At 67.6% G+C, this 16,172-nt stretch carries 17 protein-coding genes; 10 read left to right on the plus strand and 7 right to left on the minus strand.

The window, feature by feature from the left end; translation table 11 throughout:
• Nucleotides 1-56: 56 nt before the first annotated feature.
• Complete coding sequence (locus F8566_RS06875) at nucleotides 57-449, plus strand: NUDIX hydrolase (protein WP_318836389.1); 393 nt, start codon at nucleotides 57-59, stop codon at nucleotides 447-449.
• 437 nt (nucleotides 450-886) lie between these two features.
• On the opposite strand, the gene F8566_RS06880 is transcribed toward F8566_RS06875, so the two are convergent.
• From F8566_RS06880 to F8566_RS06900, 5 genes are all read right to left on the minus strand, one after another.
• The gene (locus F8566_RS06880) at nucleotides 887-1,321 is read right to left on the minus strand and encodes a PIN domain nuclease (RefSeq protein ID WP_151559105.1); all 435 of its coding nucleotides are present in this window, start codon (nucleotides 1,319-1,321) and stop codon (nucleotides 887-889) included.
• Nucleotides 1,318-1,557, minus strand: coding sequence for a type II toxin-antitoxin system VapB family antitoxin (locus F8566_RS06885; RefSeq protein ID WP_151559106.1), 240 nt, complete (start codon nucleotides 1,555-1,557; stop codon nucleotides 1,318-1,320). The genes F8566_RS06880 and F8566_RS06885 overlap by 4 nt, the downstream gene beginning before the upstream one ends.
• A 209-nt stretch (nucleotides 1,558-1,766) precedes the next feature.
• Nucleotides 1,767-2,123 (minus strand): hypothetical protein, encoded by a 357-nt coding sequence (locus F8566_RS06890; RefSeq protein ID WP_151559107.1) that lies wholly within the window; start codon nucleotides 2,121-2,123, stop codon nucleotides 1,767-1,769.
• Nucleotides 2,124-2,175: 52 nt separating this feature from the next.
• Nucleotides 2,176-2,856, minus strand: a complete 681-nt coding sequence (msrA, locus tag F8566_RS06895) for a peptide-methionine (S)-S-oxide reductase MsrA (protein WP_151559108.1) — start codon at nucleotides 2,854-2,856, stop codon at nucleotides 2,176-2,178.
• Nucleotides 2,857-2,860: 4 nt separating this feature from the next.
• A complete protein-coding gene (locus F8566_RS06900) occupies nucleotides 2,861-3,484 on the minus strand; it encodes a class I SAM-dependent DNA methyltransferase (RefSeq protein ID WP_192809554.1) in 624 nt (207 codons plus the stop codon).
• Between the two features lie 76 nt (nucleotides 3,485-3,560).
• Here F8566_RS06900 and rarD point away from each other — a divergent pair, with 76 nt between their 5' ends.
• From rarD to F8566_RS06945, 9 genes are all read left to right on the plus strand, one after another.
• Nucleotides 3,561-4,466, plus strand: a complete 906-nt coding sequence (rarD, locus tag F8566_RS06905; RefSeq protein ID WP_151559110.1) for an EamA family transporter RarD — start codon at nucleotides 3,561-3,563, stop codon at nucleotides 4,464-4,466.
• A gap of 112 nt (nucleotides 4,467-4,578) precedes the next feature.
• Nucleotides 4,579-4,989, plus strand: a complete 411-nt coding sequence (locus F8566_RS06910; RefSeq protein ID WP_151559111.1) for a hypothetical protein — start codon at nucleotides 4,579-4,581, stop codon at nucleotides 4,987-4,989.
• 463 nt (nucleotides 4,990-5,452) lie between these two features.
• Nucleotides 5,453-6,910, plus strand: coding sequence for a cytochrome P450 (locus F8566_RS06915; protein WP_151559112.1), 1,458 nt, complete (start codon nucleotides 5,453-5,455; stop codon nucleotides 6,908-6,910).
• Nucleotides 6,907-7,833 carry a terpene synthase family protein gene (locus tag F8566_RS06920; protein ID WP_151559113.1) on the plus strand — a complete coding sequence of 309 codons (927 nt, stop codon included), beginning with the start codon at nucleotides 6,907-6,909 and terminating at the stop codon, nucleotides 7,831-7,833. The genes F8566_RS06915 and F8566_RS06920 overlap by 4 nt, the downstream gene beginning before the upstream one ends.
• Nucleotides 7,830-9,548, plus strand: coding sequence for a prenyltransferase/squalene oxidase repeat-containing protein (locus tag F8566_RS06925; protein WP_225992930.1), 1,719 nt, complete (start codon nucleotides 7,830-7,832; stop codon nucleotides 9,546-9,548). Before F8566_RS06920 ends, F8566_RS06925 begins: the two co-directional genes overlap by 4 nt.
• A gap of 209 nt (nucleotides 9,549-9,757) precedes the next feature.
• Nucleotides 9,758-12,139 carry a sensor histidine kinase gene (locus tag F8566_RS06930; protein ID WP_151559114.1) on the plus strand — a complete coding sequence of 794 codons (2,382 nt, stop codon included), beginning with the start codon at nucleotides 9,758-9,760 and terminating at the stop codon, nucleotides 12,137-12,139.
• Nucleotides 12,136-12,558 carry a roadblock/LC7 domain-containing protein gene (locus F8566_RS06935; protein ID WP_151559115.1) on the plus strand — a complete coding sequence of 141 codons (423 nt, stop codon included), beginning with the start codon at nucleotides 12,136-12,138 and terminating at the stop codon, nucleotides 12,556-12,558. The genes F8566_RS06930 and F8566_RS06935 overlap by 4 nt, the downstream gene beginning before the upstream one ends.
• Complete coding sequence (locus F8566_RS06940) at nucleotides 12,555-12,962, plus strand: DUF742 domain-containing protein (protein WP_151559116.1); 408 nt, start codon at nucleotides 12,555-12,557, stop codon at nucleotides 12,960-12,962. Before F8566_RS06935 ends, F8566_RS06940 begins: the two co-directional genes overlap by 4 nt.
• Nucleotides 12,943-13,542, plus strand: coding sequence for a GTP-binding protein (locus F8566_RS06945; RefSeq protein ID WP_151559117.1), 600 nt, complete (start codon nucleotides 12,943-12,945; stop codon nucleotides 13,540-13,542). The genes F8566_RS06940 and F8566_RS06945 overlap by 20 nt, the downstream gene beginning before the upstream one ends.
• Nucleotides 13,543-13,549: 7 nt before the next feature.
• On the opposite strand, the gene F8566_RS06950 is transcribed toward F8566_RS06945, so the two are convergent.
• Nucleotides 13,550-14,554, minus strand: coding sequence for a polyprenyl synthetase family protein (locus tag F8566_RS06950; RefSeq protein ID WP_225992931.1), 1,005 nt, complete (start codon nucleotides 14,552-14,554; stop codon nucleotides 13,550-13,552).
• Nucleotides 14,555-14,574: 20 nt separating this feature from the next.
• Nucleotides 14,575-16,161 (minus strand): NADH-quinone oxidoreductase subunit NuoN, encoded by a 1,587-nt coding sequence (nuoN, locus tag F8566_RS06955; RefSeq protein ID WP_151559118.1) that lies wholly within the window; start codon nucleotides 16,159-16,161, stop codon nucleotides 14,575-14,577.
• Nucleotides 16,162-16,172 lie beyond the last annotated feature (11 nt).

A 16,172-nucleotide genomic window follows, 5' to 3' on the forward strand; every position in this document is an offset into this window, starting at 1 on the left:
ATTCGCTTCGAGTCAGTGTGGGGTCTCTCCCGTCCGGCGACCTAAGGAGTGATCAGGTGGCGCGAACCGAGTACTACGACGACCGGGCAGCACCAGCACCCAACTCGCTCGTTGTCTCCGCCTCAGCAGTGGTCACAAACGAGGGCGGCGAGGTGTTCATCCAGCGGCGCGCCGACTCTGGTCTGTGGGCATTGCCGGGCGGTGGGATGGAGATGGACGACTCGCTACAGGGAACCGCCGTACGCGAGGTGAAGGAAGAGACCGGCTATGACATCGAGATCACCGGGCTGATCGGCACCTACATCGACCCGCGCCACATCATCGCCTACTCGGACGGCGAGGTCCGTCGACAGTTCAACGTCTGCTTCCGCGCCCGCCTGGTCGGTGGCGAGCCGCAGCTCAGCGACGAGTCCCTAGAGATCCGATGGGTGCCCAAAGGACGAGCTTGAGGCGCTGCCCACGCATCACACGCAGCGCCTCAGAATCGCTCACTACCTCGAAGGACGGGACGCCCCGTACCTCGGTTAGAGCTCACCTACAACGCGCCACCGGCGCTCTACTTTCCAGCGGGCCCGTTCTTCAGCCGATCCCGTATGTAGCTGAGGACATGCCCTTCACAGGCCCCAAAGTTCGTGCCCGACCGGTCGGTCACAGTGAACTCGGGCTTCTTCGTGCAGGAAACACCGCCCCACGCGCACCTGCCTTCAGCACTCTTGCTGCCCGTGGTGAAGTCACCGCGCTCCCAGAGTTTGATCTCTAGCAACGCCATCACGCACCTCCGATCACTCGGCTGGGGCGATGCCCACTGGGCAGGACAGGCCCGTGCCCGCGAGTCTGTGCTCCCATGTGACCGTAGAACCAGTCAGGCGAGCTTGCACGGCCATGTTCACCCTTTGGGCCGGTCAAGGATGCCGGGTTCGGCGAGCCACTGCACAGCCTGGCTGGACACCTCAGCGATCTGGTCGAAGTCACGGTCGTAGTGCAGCAGGGTGACACCATGCTGTTCAGCGGTTGCGGCCACGAGCAGGTCAACGGGGCCGGGGGCTCGGTGCTGCCCGCGTGCGGTAAGTTCCGCCTGAACCGCCAGGGCGCGCTCGTACGCCCGATCGGGTACGGCGAGCCAGCCGAACACCTCGCCCAGGTCGTCGACCAGGTCGGCACGGTCGGCGGGCGATCGCGCGCTGTAGAGGATCTCCAGTTCGGTGATCGGGCAGATGGCGACGAGGCGGCGGGCGAGCATGTCCTCCCACTGGACGTACGCCCGTTCGTCGCGAAGCAGCCGGACGACAGCAGAGGTGTCCGCGAGCCAGTGGGCGGTCAACGGGCAGCTGCTCCGACGTCGACAGGCTTGGGACGGTAGGTGTCCTTCTCGTACAGGTCGTCGAACTGCCCTGCCAGGGCGCGCCGGCGGAGCCGCGAAAGTGCCTGGCGGCGGCGCAGGACGGCAGCAGCTTCGGCAAGCGCCGTGTTGACGGTGTCCTTCATGGTGTCAGTGCCGTAGACCTCGGCTGCAGCGGCAAGAGCGTCTTCGTCGATGTCGATCAGCTTCTTGGCCACGACGCACCCCCATATATCCAACCTCGGGATCAGTATATACCTTACGAGACTGGTCCCCGCATGGGCCCGCCCCAGGCCAACCGCGCGACGCTTGTAGTTCTCACTCCGCCGGAGCGATGCCCGTTGGACACCCAAGAGCCTTCAGGAGTGTCACCTAGGAGTAGACCGGTGCGCTCAGGTCTCCCCTGCCATGTGACCGTCCCGGTCCGCTAGAGATCGGCAGGGTTGGGCATTGCGATGAGGTCGAGCTTGACGATCTCATCGAGGGCACGTGCAGCCAGCTGCCGGATCTCCTCCCACGGCCGGTCTTCGGCCAGGCCCTCAGAACTCCATCGCGCCGAGCCGTCAGGGCCGCTCATCTCGTCGAGCTGCCCGTCAATCTGCCGCAGCAGGTCTTTCAGGGCGTCAGGGAGCAGACCCGGAGCGCGCTCATCGACACTCCGCACTACCCAGCTCGCCGCCCAGTCGAAGTCGAGCCCGAGCTCATCCTCACTCCATCCGTGGCGCTCACGCCAAGCGATCTGCAACGGAGCGGACGCGGCCAGCATCACCAAGGTCTCAGCCAACCGCAGGATCGAAGTCGGGACGTCCGGCAATCCCGGAGAACCTGCGGCTTGACTATTCACCCGCCGGGGTGATTCCGGTCGGGCACCATCCACCTTCGGGAGGGTCACCTAGGGGTAGACCGGTGCCGCCCAGGCCGCAGTAGCCGTTGGGGACCTTGTGAAGATACTGCTGGTGATAGTCCTCAGCGAAGTAGTACTCGGTGGCTGGGGCCAGTTCGGTGGTGATGGGGCCGTAGCCGGCTGCGGTCAGGACGGCTTGGTAGGCGTCGCGGGAGGCTTCGGCGGTTTTTTGCTGGGCTTCGTCGCGGTAGAAGATGGCTGAGCGGTATTGGGTGCCTACGTCGTTGCCCTGGCGCATGCCCTGGGTGGGGTCGTGGGCTTCCCAGAAGACGCGCAGGAGGTCCTCGTAGGAGACCTTGGCGGGGTCGTAGACGACGCGGACGGCCTCGGTGTGGCCGGTGCGGCCGCTGCAGACCTCTTCGTACGTGGGGTTGGGGGTGTAGCCGCCCTCGTAGCCGACGCTTGTGGAGAGGACTCCAGGGGTCTGCCAGAACTTGCGTTCAGCGCCCCAGAAGCAGCCCAGGGCGAACTCGGCGATCTCCGCTCCGTCGGGGTAGGGGGGCGCCAGGGGGCCACCCAGGACCTCGTGGCGCGGCGGCACCGGCATGGGCTCGTCGCGGCCTGGGAGAGCCTTGTCAGGGGTGATCATCTCGGTCTTCGCGAATCCGAACACGTCTTCAGGCTACGCGGTGGGCCAGGAGGTAGGACCGCGTGGTCTCGACCTCTGTGGGGTAGTGGTGGCGTTCGATGTAGGCGTCTATGGCGAAGTTCGCTTCTTGCAGGGCGGACTCGATCTCGGGGCGCGGGTAGAACTGGAAGTCGAGCGATACGGGGTGCTCCCACATCTCGTCCAGGTGCCGGACCTCGTCTCCCAGGTGGAACGAGATCAGAGCCACTCCGCCGGGCTTGAGGACCCGGTGGAACTCGGCGAAGGTCGCGGGGAGTTCGGGGGGCGGTATGTGGATGATCGAGTAGAACGCGACCATCCCGCCCCAGGCCTGGTCGGGGACGTGGAGTTCGCGCATGTCCGCGGTGTGGAAGCCGATGCCGGGGTGGGCGGATGTGGCGATCTCCACCATGCGCGGTGACAGGTCGATGCCGAGCGTGGGAGCGCCGCGTTCATGCAGGTAGCGGGCGACGTGGCCGGGGCCGCAGCCGATGTCGGCGATCGGGCCCAGGCCGTTCACCTGAGCCACGACGAGGTCGAGCAGGGCACGGTCGAGCGGCTTGCCCGAGAGTTCGTCCATGAACCGTTCGGCGTAGTCCTCCGCGATCTCGTCATAGCTGTCACGCGTGCTCATCGGTCCCCCGTCATGACTGTATCTATTTTGGCTGCTTACACCTGATACTGTGCAGCTTGTGGTGACCCGTCGCGGAATGGTATTCGGCATTACGGCCTACGTCCTGTGGGGCCTCTTCCCCCTGTACTGGCCCCTGCTGAAGCCGGCGGGCGCGATGGAGATCCTCGCGCACCGGATCATGTGGTCGCTGGTCGCGGTGCTCGCCATCCTGGCCGTCCGCAGGAATTGGGCCTGGATCCGCGGCCTCACGCTCCGCAAGCTCGGCATCCTGGCAGTGGCGGCGGTGGTCATCACGGCCAACTGGGGCACGTACATCTACGCGGTCAACACCGGGCACACCATCGAGGCGGCCCTCGGGTACTTCATCAACCCTCTGATCAGTGTGCTCCTCGGGGTGGTGATCTTCCGCGAACGGCTCCGGCCCTGGCAATGGGTCGCCGTGGGCCTGAGCGTGGTGGCCGTCGCCGTGCTGACCGCCGACTATGGCCGGTTGCCGTGGATCGCGCTGGTGCTGGCCTTTTCGTTCGGTACGTACGGGCTGTTCAAGAAGTTCGCCAACATGCCGTCGGCGGAGAGCCTGGCGGTGGAGACGACGCTGCTCTTCCTCCCCGCCCTCGGCTTCGCCCTCGTGCTCCAGGCCCAGGGTGACGCCGCGTTCGGCCATGAGGGCGGCGGCAACATGGCGCTGCTCGCCGCCGCGGGGATCGTGACCGCGATCCCCCTCATGCTCTTCAACGCCGCCGCCGTCCGGATCCCGCTGAGCACGATCGGCATGCTGCAGTACCTCGCCCCGGTCCTGCAGTTCCTCATCGGCCTGCTGGTGCAGCACGAGGAGATGCCGCCCAGCCGCTGGGCGGGCTTCCTCCTGGTGTGGACCGCGCTGATCATCCTGACGACCGACGGTGTACGCGCCGGACGCCGTACGCGGCGCGAGGCCCGCATGGAGCGGATCACACCGGATCCGGTTCCCGAGTCGGCCTGACCGAGCGCCGAGCCAACTTTCCCGCGTTTCCGTGCATCTCTATTGTGAAACACCGCAGAGCCACTAGAGTGCCGGACGTCACACCCCCGCCATCTTGATCCGAGGAGTACCTTTGCGCCTGCTCAGCCTCAGCGCCTTGGGAGCGGCCCTCATTTCGGCCGGTCTCGTCGCCCCTGCATTGGGCGAGGCGACGGTCGGCGGCGTGAACGGGGTCACGACCACCCCGAGCGTCGCCCGCCCAGGACAGAGCGTCGACCTGACGGTCCCAGGCTGCTCGGTCGGCCGCGCGCGCCACTGGGCGACCTCCAAGGCCTTCGCCCAGGACGTGACACTGGGCGGCAAGGCCGACAGCGGCCACGGCACCGCCACTGTCAAGCGCGGCCTCGCCTCCGGCACCTACGCCATCGTCGCTCACTGTGACGGCCGGAAGGTCTCCGGACGGCTGAAGGTCTCGACCAAGCGCTCCTGGCCGGTCCTCGACCCCACCGGGCTGAAGCGCCCTGAAGTGACCCTGGGCAAGTAACGCCGACCACTCCAGCCCCATTCGAATTCTTATTCGAATGGGGCTCTTTGCGTGCACCAAAGCCCTTTACACGCGATTACACAATCACGCGTAAAGACGGAGGCCGCCCACAAGATCCAATTCTGGTGGCGGCCGGGCATGCACGCCGCCGACCATGCACCGTCTCAAAAATTGAGACAAGAGGTGCGGTCACAGAACGTGTTCCACACCTGGCGACAACCGGGTACAGACCGGGGCAATAAGGGCCACGAGAGTGACGAACACCACTCTCAGGAATATGAATCTTCTACCGTCTCAGCACTTGAACGACTTTGTTGATCATGTGATACTTCCCCGGAAACGCCCATAAGGCACAAGCCTCTCAAAACGTAAAATTCGTCCGCTGAGCTGCCAGTCTCACCATCTGCCCATGGCTACCCGGGGCACATCGCCACGCTAATTTCACACTGAGGGGCTGTCGAGAATGCCCGTCTCCGCCGACACCGTTCCCGTCAAGAAGGCCAAGAGTTTCCCGCTCTACCGCACGGTCGCCGGATTCGTCCGAGATCCACTTCTTCAGCTCCAGCGGATCAACGAGGCGGCGGACGGGGAACTGGCCCGGCTCGGCCTTGGCGCCTCACGCCCCTATCTGGCGACGCATCCCGACCACGTACAGCAGATCCTGCGCCGCGAATCGGAGAACTTTCTCCGTGATGGCGTCTTCTGGCGCCCGCTCAACAGGCTGATGGGCACGAGCATCCTCGCCGAAGGCGACGACTGGGAGCTCAGCAAGCGCGTGCTGCAGCCGGTGTTCACCACTCGCAACGTCAACCGGCTCACCGATCTCATGGCCACCGCGATCAACGACGCGGTCGAGAAGCTGAGGGGGCAGGAACGCGCCGGTCGCACGGTCAACGGGCTCCCCGAGATGAGCCGGATCGTCAACGAGACGGTGATCAAGGTCCTCTTCGGCGACAAGATCTCACCGGTCGAGGCGGACCGGATGATCCCGGCGTTCGACCAGGTCGCCAGGTCGATCGCTTACCGCTTCCTGCTGCCCTTCGTCCCCCGCGTGATCCCGCTCCCCGGCGACCGGTCCTTCCGGGCGGGCGTCAAGATCATGGACGAGACGCTGTTCGAGCTGGTCGACCGCTATCGGGACGACCCGGGCGACGGCGGCGACATCTTCACGGTGCTCTGCGAGGCCCGGAGGGCCCCCGGCAGCGGGCTCACCGACACGTGGGTACGCGACAATCTCCTGGCCATGTTCGCGACCAGCACCGAGACCACCACGCTGGCGCTCACCTGGCTCTGGCCACTGCTCAATGACCACCCGGACGTCTCCGCGCGGCTCCACGAGGAGATTGACCGCGTCGTGGGCAGCGAACGGGTCCGAGCCGAACACCTCCACGAACTTCCGTACGTCAAGCAGGTCGTCCAGGAGTTGCTGCGCCTCTACCCCGTTGGCTGGTTGTTCCCGCGAATGGCCACAAAGCCGACCACCATTGGCGGGGTATCCATCAAGCCAGGGGAAACCGTCCTGATCAGCCCGTTCCTCACCCACCGCCTGGCGTCGGTCTGGGAGCGGCCGCTGGAGTTCGATCCGGACCGCTTCGCCCCGGAGAACGCGCGGACGCTGCACCGCTACGCCTATTTCCCCTTCGGCGGCGGGCCGCACCAGTGCATCGGCAGGCACGTGTTCAACGTCGAGGCGCAGATGATCCTCACGAGCATCCTCAGCCGGTTCCGGCCGACGATCACCCATCCGATCCCGGCCATGCCGCGCATCGGTGCGACCCTCCGCCCGCGCGAGGACATCAAGCTCACCCTCACCCCCAAAGCAGCCAACGAGCCCCCAAAGCCCAAAGAGCCACAAGAGCCCAGAAAGTCCCAAGGAAGCGTCGCGGCGCGGACCCTCTCCGTGAACCACGAGATGCCGTGACACCCTCCATGCGCGACCACCACACCGACATGTACGAGGCAAACAGCACCCGCGAGACCCACAATGCCCACGAAGCCGGCAAGGTCATGGCCACGGCGATGCAGTGTGCGGGTGAAATGGCGGGCTGGGCCGAGTCCTATCCGCGGCTGTTCTCCGCAAAGCCGATCAACGCCACCCTTTTCCACGCTGTGGCCTGTGGAAACGCGTTCGGCTCCCCCTGGCGATCCGCTGAGGAACTACGTCTCGTCAACCGTGTCTCCCTCTGGTTCAGCGGTCTGGACTGGCTGGTGGACCACCTGGCGACCTCGAAGGCGGAAGTGGACGACATCGCACGGCGCTGCCTGACCGTCGCGGAGGGAGGACGGCCCGCCGCAGACGACGAACTCGCCCTGTTCCTCGCCGAGATCCGCCAAGAACTCGCCCAGTCGCCCACGTTCGAGGCTCTCCACGATGAGTGGGCGGCACAGTTGCGCCGCACGACGGACGCGATGGCCCTGGAATGGGACTGGAAGATCACCCGCAGCCCCGGAGACCTCCCGACGCTTGACCGCTATCTCGATGTCTCGCACAACTACGGTGCGGCCTGGATAAACCTCTCGCACTGGATCGCCTGCGGTGATCCTGTGGTCGTCCACCGGCTCATCGAGTTGCGGACGGCGAGCCACGCTGTGCAACGCGTGCTGCGGCTCCTGAACGATCTGGCCACCTACGATCGCGACCTGGCCTGGGGCGACTTCAACGCCCTGATGCTCGGCATGGATCGTTCGGAGCTGTCCGACCGCATCACGGAGATGACCCAGGACTGCCACGACCTGATCGAACCCCTCCGGCCTCACTGCCCCGAGCATGCGACGTATCTGGCGCGGCAGATCGGTTTCAACACGGGTTTCTACGACTCAGGTGACTACTGGGGATCGCTGTGACCATCAACGATTACGAAGCCTGCGGAAGCCTGCGCACCGAAGACCTGAGCGAAAGCGTCCACGAGCTGGTCACCGGCCTTCTGGCGAGACCATGGGGCCAGGTCACTCCGTCGGTGTACGAGACCGGGCGCCTGGTGAGCCTGGCGCCGTGGCTCGGCGGGCATGGTGAACGAGTTCGTTATCTGCTGGCCGCTCAGCGGCCTGACGGAGGCTGGGTCTCCCCACACGTCGGCTACGCGCTGATTCCGACTTTGAGCGCCACCGAGGCTCTGCTGTCGGAGGCGAGCACGGTCGACGCACACGGCAACCCGTCCGCACTGCGCCCGGACCTCATCAAGGCCGCCAACCAAGGTCTGGACCGCCTGTTCCGGCTGGTGAACCAGGTGGACCCGGCCAAGCTGCCCGACATGCCGGCGATCGAGCACCTCGCCCCGTACCTGACCGAGATGATCAATGTTCGCCTGGACGAGCTTGCCGAGGACCCCATCCCCGGACTCAGGGAGCGGTGGCGTGCGGCAAGGCTGTCCTTGCCGGCCGACCTGGACGGCCGCACTGTGGCGATGGTCCGCGCTCGCTTGCGGGATGGCGGTGCCGTTCCCCAGAAGCTCCTGCACGCGCTCGAGATAGGGGGGCCGGACGCGTCCCGGGCGTCCTCCGTGCGCCCCGAGCCCACCGGTGCCGTCGGCGCCTCCCCGGCCGCCACCGCGGCCTGGCTCGGCTTCCGCGAAACCGGCGGGGAGGCCGACGAGCACGAGCTCCGAGCACGCCGGTTCCTTGCGGAGACCACCTCTCCCTACGCGGGGCCGGCCCCGTCGGTGATCCCGATCACCAACTTCGAGCGCGGCTGGGTCCTGGGCTGGCTGGCCGCCGCAGGGATACCGCTCGACGTGCCCGCGGAGCTCATTTCCGGGCTCCGTGCGACGCTCGGACCGGCAGGCACGTCCGGAGGGTCGGGATTGCCGGTGGACGCCGACACCACCTCCGGGATCCTCTACACGTTGTCCATGCTCGGTCATCCCCAACCGCCGGACGCGCTCTTCGCTTACGAGACGGATTCGCATTTCTGCACTTGGCGGGGGGAAAACGGCTACTCGGTGACCACCAATGCGCACGTCCTGGAGGCGTTCGGGCATTACCTGGGGTGCGTGGCCGGCGACACGGATTCCGGCCGCTATACGGCCGCCGCGGAAAAGGCCGCCGCCTGGCTGATCGACCGGCAGGCGAACGACGGCAGTTGGCTCGACCGCTGGCATGCGTCGCCTTACTATGCGACCGCCTGCGCAGCCGTGGCCTTGGATCTTTTCGGTGGTGCGCGGTGCGCGCCCGCCGTGGAACGAGCCCGTGGATGGGTGCTCGACACTCAGCATCCCGATGGCTCATGGGGATGCTGGGGAGGGACGGCCGAGGAAACGGCGTACGCCCTCCAGTTGCTCATGCGCACGGACCCGTCCCGCCACAGCGCCACACGGGACATGCCACCGGGCACGACACAGGGCAGGCGGCCGGGCGCGACGATCAGCGATGGGCGGCTTGACGAAGCCGTCAGCCGGGGCGGCGCGTTCTTGCGTTCGGCCGCATGGCCATTGGAAAAGGATCTTGAACATCCACCGCTCTGGCATGACAAAGATCTGTACAGGCCGATCGCCGTCGTGCGGGCGGCGATACTCGCGGCGCTCCACCTCACTTCCGCCGGAAGGTTTGTTGCAAAAAAGTGAATTCCGCCACACGCGTGGAGGTGGGCGAGCCAAATCATTCTCTTGTAAACGATTCACCTTGAGTGGGTTTGGTCCCGTTGGTAAGGTTCTGCCGGGCGTGAAGAACAACCCAATACCGACGCGCCGCACCCCTCCCGCAGCCACGTGCTTGTAGCCAGGTCCAGAGACCACGCATTGCAGGCACCCTGACAATTGTTTGGGCGATCGTAATGCGCTTCCGCAACTCCCGACTGCGGACCAAGATTGTGGCCCTGCTCCTGTCACTGATCGCTCTCTGGGCGTTCGCGGCCTGGGTGACACTGCGGGAAGGCGTGAACCTGCTCGGCGTGACCGCCGTCGACGGCGTGGTCGCGCCGACCGACCCCATGCTGGCGGACCTCCAGCGCGAGCGCAGGCTCTCGATAACCCATCTCGCCGGGTCACACCGGCAACGGAGCGCGATCCTGGCGGCGCAGCGAGCCCGCACGGACAAGAGCAAGCAGCTTGTGATCCGCAAAGCCAGAGGGGGCGCGTTCCGGCGCGCGGCCGGTCCGGAGCTCGAACGGCGAACCAGCAACATGCTGCGGCTCCTGGACGCCCTCGATGAGAACCGGCGCGCGATCGACAACGGCCTGCTGGATCGCGCCCGCGCCAACAAGATCTATTCGGACATGATCGAGTCCGTCTTCCGGATGTACGACGCGGCCGGCAGTCTCGACGACAAGGACTTCGCCAACGACACGCGCATCGAGATCGCGGTCAACCGGTCCTGGGAGCTGCTCGCGCAGGAGGACGCGGTGGTGGCCGGGGTGCTCACGACCGGCCGGCTCACACCGGCCGACCAGCTGGAGATCAGCAAGCTGGTCGGCGCGCGGCATCTGGTCACCGACCGGGCGCTGGCCGACCTGCCGGACGCCGACACCAAGGCGCACCGGGAGCTGCTTTCCAACCGGCGGCTCGCCGAGGTGAGGTCGTTGGAGAACGTGCTGCTCCAGAAGCCCCTCCCCGGCCAGCGACCGCGGATCACCGCCGAGCAGTGGCGTGCGACCACCGAACCCGCCATCGCGCAGATGCGGCAGACCATCCAGAGTGCGGGCGACCGGCTGGTTGAGCGTGCCATGCCGATCGCCATCTGGGTGGTCGTCCGGCTTCTGCTGGCAGGAGGCCTCGGGCTCATCGCCGTCATCGCGTCCATCATCGTGTCGATCACCACTGCCCGCGCGCTCGTACGGCAGCTGGAAAAGCTGCGGCAGGCCGCCTGGGAGCTGGCCGAGCAGCGGCTGCCCGATGTCGTGGAACGGCTGGGGCACGGCGCCAAGGTCGACGTCGCCAAGGAGGCACCGCCGCTGGAGTTCGGCTCGGACGAGATCGGCCAGGTGGGGCGCGCGTTCAACGCCGTGCAGGAGACCGCCATCCGCACCGCGGTCGAGCAGGCCGAGCTGCGGCGCGGCATCCGGGACGTCCTGCTGAGCCTGGCACGGCGTACGCAGACGCTCGTGCACCGGCAGCTCAGCATGCTCGACCAGATGGAGCGCAAGCGCGACATCGATCCCAAGGACCTGCAGGAGCTGTTCCGGCTGGACCACCTCGCGACCCGTATGCGGCGGAACGCGGAGAACCTCATCGTCCTCTCCGGCGCCATCCCGGCGCGCGGCTGGCGGCGGTCGGTGCCGATGGTGGACGTCATCCGCGGTGCGGTCGGGGAGGTCGAGGACTACACCAGGGTCGAGGTCATGCCCATCGGCAACGTCGAGCTGACGGGGCGTGCCGTCGGTGACGTCACCCACCTCCTGGCCGAGCTGATCGAGAACGCGGTGACGTTCTCGCCGCCCGACACGGTCGTCCAGATCGGCGGTCACGCGGTGGCGAGCGGGTTCGCGATCGACATCGAGGACCGCGGCCTCGGCATGGACGACCAGAAGCTCACCGAGATCAACCAGCGCATCGCCGATCCTCCGGAGTTCAACCTGCAGAGCTCGGTGCAGCTGGGCCTGTTCGTCGTCGGCAAGCTGGCCGAGCGGTACGGGCTGCAGGTGTCGCTCAAACGTTCCGCGTACGGCGGCACGACCGCCGTCGTGGTGATCCCCCGCGAGCTCGTGACGGAGGGCGACAACGGGTCGACCGGCCCACGGCGCCTTCCCGCAGGTGCGAAGACGACCGAGAACGGCCTGGCCGTCCGGCAGCCCGTGCTCACCACCGCGCCGGCAGGCACGGCGACCGATACGGCGCGGGTCACGGCCATCTCGCCTGCGGCCGAAGCCCCGCCCGTGCCGGAGCCGCCGCCCCTGGCCGAGGTTCCACCGGTCAAGGCGCCCCTCGACGAGGATCCGGGACCGGACGATGCCAAGGACACGGCGCCCGAGGAGGAACGTCCCATGCCTGAGGTCTCCAGCACTCCGGGTGGATTGCCGGTGCGGGTGCCGCAGGCCAGCCTGGCGCCGGCGTTGAAGACCGACGAGCCGGTGGTGGCCGAGGAGCCGGACGAGGAGGATCCCGGGCGGTCTCCGGAGGAGATCCAGCGGATCATGGGCTCGTACCAGCGTGGCTCGGTGCGTGGACGGAACGAGGCGGCTGCCAGGACAGACACGGCGGAAGGTGAGGACGAGCAGTGACGCAGAAGACGGGTTCCCCGGCGGACCTGAGCTGGTTGCTGGACGACCTGATCAGTCGGCTGCCCCATGCCCGGCACGCGGTGGTGCTGTCCGCGGACGGGCTGCTGATGGCGTCGTCGCGGGGCATCGAGCAGGACGACGGCGAGCATCTGGCCGCGGTGGCGGCGGGGATCCAGAGCCTCGCCAAGGGAGCCGGAACGCGGTTCGGAGGCGGGCCGGTACGGCAGACGATCATCGAGATGCAGTCGGCCTTCATGCTGGTCACGGTGGCGGGCAAGGGGGCCTGCCTGGCGGTGCTGAGCGACGAGGACTCCGACGTGGGGCTCATCGCCTACGAGATGGCGATGCTCGTCACCAGCATGGGGCACCACCTGACCAGCCCGTCGCGAACCGCCACGGAGGATCAGACCCCGTCATGATGCCCCCAGAGGATCCCTGGCCGGAGGGTCCGCAGCAGCCCGAGGAACGGTGGCTCGACGAGCATGCCGGGCCGATGGTGCGGCCGTACGTGATGACCAGCGGGCGGATCGAGCCGACCCGCGGAGAGTTCGACCTGATCACACTGGTGGTGGCGCTCGCGCCGGAGACGGCGAGCGAGGTGGGGCTGGGTCCCGAGCATCTGGCGATCACGCGGCTGTGCCAGTCGGTGATGTCGGTGGCCGAGATCACCGGCCATCTCGACCTGCCGGTGGCCACCGTCCGGGTGCTGCTGGGCGACCTCCTGGACAAGGGCCTCATCACCTTGCAGGAACCCGAACCGGAGGCGGACATGCACGACATCAGGCTCTACAAGGCGGTGATCGATGGTCTCCGGGCCCTCTAACGAGCGCAGACTCCCGACGGCGGTCAAGATCGTGATCGCGGGCGGTTTCGGGGTGGGCAAGACCACGATGGTCGGCACCGTGTCGGAGACCGCGCCGCTGCGGACCGAGGAGATCCTCACCGACCAGAGCGTGGGCGTCGACGACGTGTCCGGCGTCGAGAGGAAGCAGACCACCACGGTCGCGATGGACTTCGGCCGCATCACGATGCGCGACGAGTATGTGCTCTACCTCTTCGGCACCCCGGGCCAGGAACGTTTCTGGTTCATGTGGGACGAGGTGTCGCTGGGGGCGCTCGGTGCCGTCGTGCTCGCCGACACCAGACGCCTCTCGGAGTGCTTCCCGTCGGTCGACTACTTCGAGCGCCGGGGCACCCCGTTCATCGTGGCGGTCAACTGCTTCGAGGGGGCCCGCCGGTTCGACTTGGAAGAGATCCAGCAGGCCCTCAACCTGGGCCCGAACGTGCCGGTCATGCTCTGCGACGCCCGCAGGCTCGACTCCTGCAAGGAGGTCCTGGTCAACATGGTCCTCCACGCCATGAAGGTCCGCGGCCTGCCCTCAGCCGAGCCGCAAAACGCTTGACCGCGAATCAACCCGTGCGGGAGACGACGTAGTCGCAGAGGCCGGTGAAGGCCGCGCGGACGGGGATGTCGGGGAGGGTCTCCAGCTCGGCGCGGGCGTCTTCGGCCCAGCGGCGGAGGTCGGTGCGAGCGCGGTCCATGGCGGGGTGGGCGCGCAGGAGGGCGAGGGCCTCGGCGTGCAGGGTGTCGTCGGTGAGGTCCTGGGTGAGGAGCTCGCGCAGCCGGGCGTCGTCGGGGCCGGAGCCGGCTCCGGCGAGGACGAGGTGCATCGGCAGGGTGCGGATGCCCTCGCGGAGGTCGGTGCCCGGGGTCTTGCCGGACTGCTCGGCGTCCGAGGCGATGTCGAGGATGTCGTCGGAGAGCTGGAAGGCGACGCCGATCTTCTCGCAGGCGGAGGTGATGGTGTCGACCACGTGTGAGGGGGCGCCGCCGAGGAGGGCGCCGAACTGGCCGGAGACCGCGATGAGGGACGCGGTCTTGTCGGCCACGACCTGCAGGTAGTGCTTGAGCGGGTCGGCGTCCGGGGTCGGGCCGACGGTCTCCTGGATCTGGCCGCGGACCAGCCGGGCGAACGCGCGGGCCTGGATGCGGACGGCCTCGGGGCCGAGGTCGGCCAGCAGGTCGGAGGCGCGGGCGAAGAGGTAGTCGCCGGTGAGGATGGCGACGGTGTTGGTCCAGCGGGCGTTGGCCGAGGGCGAGCCACGGCGCACGGTCGCCTCGTCCATGACGTCGTCGTGGTAGAGCGTGGCCAGGTGGGTCAGCTCGACCACCACCGCGGCCGGGACGACGCCGGCCGCGGCGGGGTCGCCGAAGTGGGAGGCGAGCAGCACCAGCATCGGGCGGAAACGTTTGCCTCCGGCCTCGACCAGGTGCTTGGAGGCCTGGGTGAGCAGTGGGTCCTCACTGTGGACCGACTCGAGCAGCAGGCTCTCGACGGCCGCGAGCCGCTCCTGCACGTCGGCGGCGAGGCCGTCGTCCACGGCCAGACCGAACGGAACGGCGCTGCTACTCACCCAAACCCCCTACCGGAGCACTACCGGACGAACATCTGTGTCGCGGCTTGTCCTGCGAGGTCCAGCATGGGCTGGGGCAGGACGCCGAGTACCACAGTAGCCGTCAGCCCGAGGGCGACAGCAGCCGCGGTCGCCGGTCCGGCCACGACCGTGGGCCCGTCCGCCTCCGGCTCGCTGAAGAACATGACCACGATCACCCGGACGTAGAAGAACGCGGCGATGGCCGAGGACAGCACGCCGACCACGACCAGCGGGGTCGCGCCGCTCTCGATGGCGGCCTTGAAGACCGCGAACTTCCCGGTGAAACCACTGGTCAGCGGGATACCGGCGAACGCCAGCAGGAAGAAGGCGAACACCCCGGCGACCACCGGGGAACGCTTGCCCAGCCCGGCCCAGCGGGACAGATGGCCCGCCTCGCCGCCCGCGTCCCGGACCATGGTGATCACGGCGAACGCGCCGATCGTGGTGAAGCCGTACGCCGCCAGGTAGAACAGCGTGCTCGACAGGCCGTCCCGCGAGGTCGCGATCACACCGGTGAGCAGGAAGCCCGCGTGCGCGATCGAGGAGTAGGCGAGCAGCCGCTTCACGTCGGTCTGCGTGATCGCGATGATCGCCCCGGCCACCATTGTGAGAATGGCCACACCCCACATGACCGGCCGCCAGTCCCACCGCAGGTTCTCGAACGCCACGTAGTACACCCGCAGCAACGCACCGAACGCCGACACCAGGGTGCAGGACGCCATCAGCGCGGTGATCGGGGTCGGGGCGCCCTGGTAGACGTCCGGCTTCCACATGTGGAACGGCACCGCGCCGAGCTTGAACAGCAGCCCGACCGAGAGCAGCGCCGCCCCGGCCAGCAGCAGGGTCTCGCTGCCCGCGTTCTTGCTCAGCTGGTCGGCGATCACCGAAAGCCGCACGGAGCCGGCGTAGCCGTACAGCAGCGCCACGCCGTACAGGAAGAACGCCGAGGAGAACGCGCCCAGCAGGAAGTACTTGACCGCGGCCTCCTGCGACAGCAGCCGCCGGCGCCGCGCCAGCCCGCACAGCAGGTAGAGCGGCAGGGAGAGGATCTCCAGCGCCACGAACATCGTGAGCAGGTCGTTCGAGGCGGGGAAGGCCAGCATGCCGCCCACCGCGAACATCATCAGCGGGAACACCTCGGTCTGGGTGATCCCCGCCGCCATCGTCTCCTGCTCGGCCTCGCTGCCCGGCAGCGCCGCGGCCTGCGGCGCGAAGTGGGCCTTCGTGCCGCGCTCGGCGATCAGCAACAGGGAGATCAGGGCCAGCACCAGGATCGTGCCCTGCAGGAACAGGGTCGGCCCGTCCACCGCCAGCGCCCCTTCGGCCGCGACGTGGAAGGGCTTGTCGGTGTACGCCAGCACGCACGTCCAGGCGAACGCGCCGATCAGCCCGAGGAAGGCCAGCGGCACCTGCACCGAGTAGCGCCAGGTGCGTCCGACGAACGCCTCGACGAGCACACCCGCGATCGCGACGCCGAAGACCAGCAACATCGGAGCGAGCTGCCCGTACTCGATGTGCGGCGCCGAGATGTCCCCCTGCGCCAGCACCGCGGTCCCGCGGGCCAGCACGAGCTCGGTCGTACTCATGAACGCGCTCC

The sequence above is a fragment of the Actinomadura rudentiformis genome (assembly GCF_008923185.1).
Classification (GTDB): domain Bacteria; phylum Actinomycetota; class Actinomycetes; order Streptosporangiales; family Streptosporangiaceae; genus Spirillospora; species Spirillospora rudentiformis.